Source organism: Corallococcus exercitus (genome assembly GCF_003611585.1).
Taxonomy (GTDB): domain Bacteria; phylum Myxococcota; class Myxococcia; order Myxococcales; family Myxococcaceae; genus Corallococcus; species Corallococcus exercitus.
Map to the genome: position 1 here is coordinate 1 of NZ_RAVW01000712.1, position 2,494 is coordinate 2,494.

At 72.3% G+C, this 2,494-nt stretch carries 3 protein-coding genes; 2 read left to right on the forward strand and 1 reads right to left on the reverse strand.

Annotated elements, in window-relative coordinates; genetic code table 11:
- Positions 1–11: 11 nt before the first annotated feature.
- Together D7W79_RS41195 and D7W79_RS41200 are read left to right on the forward strand one after the other, a co-directional pair.
- Positions 12–683 carry an SET domain-containing protein gene (locus D7W79_RS41195; RefSeq protein WP_120530645.1) on the forward strand — a complete coding sequence of 224 codons (672 nt, stop codon included), beginning with the start codon at positions 12–14 and terminating at the stop codon, positions 681–683.
- A gap of 50 nt (positions 684–733) precedes the next feature.
- Positions 734–1,669, forward strand: a complete 936-nt coding sequence (locus D7W79_RS41200) for an acyl-CoA dehydrogenase family protein (RefSeq protein WP_120530646.1) — start codon at positions 734–736, stop codon at positions 1,667–1,669.
- A gap of 151 nt (positions 1,670–1,820) precedes the next feature.
- On the opposite strand, the gene D7W79_RS41205 is transcribed toward D7W79_RS41200, so the two are convergent.
- The coding region (locus D7W79_RS41205) for a hypothetical protein (protein WP_244222261.1) at positions 1,821–2,494 on the reverse strand (674 nt) is incomplete at its 5' end.

A 2,494-nucleotide genomic window follows, 5' to 3' on the forward strand; every position in this document is an offset into this window, starting at 1 on the left:
CCCTATCCGCGATGACGACTTCCCCTTCCTTCCAGCCGACCCCGTCGATTCCCTTCGAGCTGCGCCAGTCCCCCATCCAGGGCCAGGGCGCGTTCGCCACCCGCCGCATCCGCAAGGGCGCGCGCATCATCGAGTACATCGGTGAGCGCATCACCCAGGCCGAGGCGGACGCCCGCTACGACGACGAGTCGATGGAGCGCCACCACACGTTCCTCTTCAACCTGGACGACGACACGGTGCTGGACGCGGGCACGCTCCACAACGAGTCGCGCTACATCAACCACTCGTGCGAGCCCAACTGTCAGTCGCTCATCGACAAGGGCCACATCCACATCTACGCGCTGCGCACCATCGAACCGGGGGAGGAGCTGACGTACGACTATGCGTACGAGCGCACCCCGGAGATGGACCCCGACGCCGAGTCGCTCTACGTCTGCCGCTGCGGCACGCCCTCCTGCCGGGGCACCATCCTCGCCCCGGAGAAGAAGGCCCCCGCTCGGCGCAAGAAGGCCACGCGCAAGGCGAAGGCGCCGTCCAGGTCCAAGGCGGCGTCGAAGTCCAAGTCGGCCTCCAAGGCGAAGTCCGCCTCGAAGCCGAAGTCCGCGCCGCCGGCCGCCGCGAAGAAGAAGCGGGGCACCCAGCGCACGAAGTCCCCGGGCCGCGGCCGCCGCAGCGCGAGCTGAAGGCCCAAACGGAGCGCGCACGCTCCGGAGCCGGGCATTAGACTGGAGGCGTGAAAGACGTCCTGCGCTTCCTGCTCACCGAGGCCCCTGACTCTCCTTCGCTCGACTCCGTGGAGGCCTGGTGGCGACGGCACCTCGCGGTGCTGCCGCGCTTCCCGGTGCCCGCGGACCTGGCGCTCGCCAGCGGCTTCCGGATGGACCGGATGGGGTTCGCGTTCTCCTCCGGCTACCAGGCGGCGCTGCGCTCCCTGTTCCCCCAGCTCCCGGCGGACCGGCGCGGCGCGCTCTGCGCCACGGAGACCGGCGGCGGGCACCCGAGCGCCATCGAGACGAAGCTCACGCCGCACGGCACCGGCTGGAAGCTCGACGGGGTGAAGACCTACGTCACGCTGGGCACGCACGCGGAGGTGCTGCTCGTCATCGCCTCCGAGGGCCGCGACGCCCAGGAGCGCAATCGCCTGCGCATGGTGCGGCTGGACGCGACGACGCCCGGCGTGACGGTGGAGCCGCTGCCGCCGCTGGGCTTCGTGCCGGAGGTGCCGCACGCGGCGCTGCGGCTGGACGGCGTGGAGGTGGCGCCGGAGGACGTGCTCCCCGGGGATGGCTACACCCGCTACCTCAAGCCGTTCCGCACGGTGGAGGACTGCCACGTCAACCTGGCGGTGCTGGGCTGGCTGGTGAAGGTGGCCCGCCGGTGCGGCTGGCCGGTGGCGCTGCGCGAGGAGCTGATCGCCGTCGCGGTGATGATCCACGCGCTGGCGCTGGAGGACCCCAGCGACGCGGCCGTGCACGTGGCGCTGGGCGGCGCGCTCACGCAGATGCACCGCGTGCTGGAGCGCTGTGAAGTGGCCTGGGAGGGCGTGGACGTGGAGATGCGCGAGCGGTGGCAGCGCGACCGGCGCCTGCTCGACCTGGCGTCCAAGGTGCGCGCGAAGCGGCTGGAGGTCGCGCGGCAGCGGCTGGCCGGCGGCGCCGGCGACGACTGAAGGTGCGCGATGAAGCCCGCGAGGGGAGGGGCGCGAGCGCCTCTTCCTGACCGGGGCTGGTGAAGCGCCGCTGGAGGCCCGCAATGCAGAGCCCGCGAGGGGAGGTGCCTGAGGCCTCCTCCACCGCGCGGGCCCGGGTGTGACGAGTGCTTCAGTACCGGCCGCCGCCCAGCGCGGAGACGAGGGCGGACAGGACGCGGTTCTCCACGCCCCAGACGGCCTTGTTCATGCCCTTCACGCCCGCGCCGCGCATGTAGTCCGTGAAGTCGTGCAGGGCGGTGGAGCGCTGCATGCGCTCGGTGCTGGCGGCGTAGAGCAGCGGCGTGTTCGGCGCGCCCGTGAGGCCCAGGTCGGGACAGGCCTCCGACAGCGCCGCGCGGTCGATGCCCGTCACAGCGGACAGCATCGCCACCGTGAAGTGGTGCACCGGCAGCTCGCGCGCGTTGGGCACGCGCTCCAGCACCTTCGCGCGCGTCTCCGGGTCGGTGGCCAGCTTGTCCAGCGTCACCCGCGACATCTCCAGAATCTGCTCGTTGGTGACGTGTTTGTTGTCCAGGATGGCCCGGTCGAACAGGCTCTGCGGCGTGTCACCCTTGATGGTGATGTTCACGTCGGACAGGCGCTGACGCATGGTCTGGATGGCGCGCCCCACCTCCGTGTTCGCGCCCCCGCGCCACGAGCCCGGCGTCGCCTGCACCGGCGCCGCCGTCGCGCGGGCGCGCGCCAGCTCCGCGCGGTTGAGCACGTCCGCGCGCGACGCCTCCGTGACCTGGTTGGTCCGGGCGGGCTGCGCGGCCGGCGCCTGCGTGCGAGCCGGGGCGACGG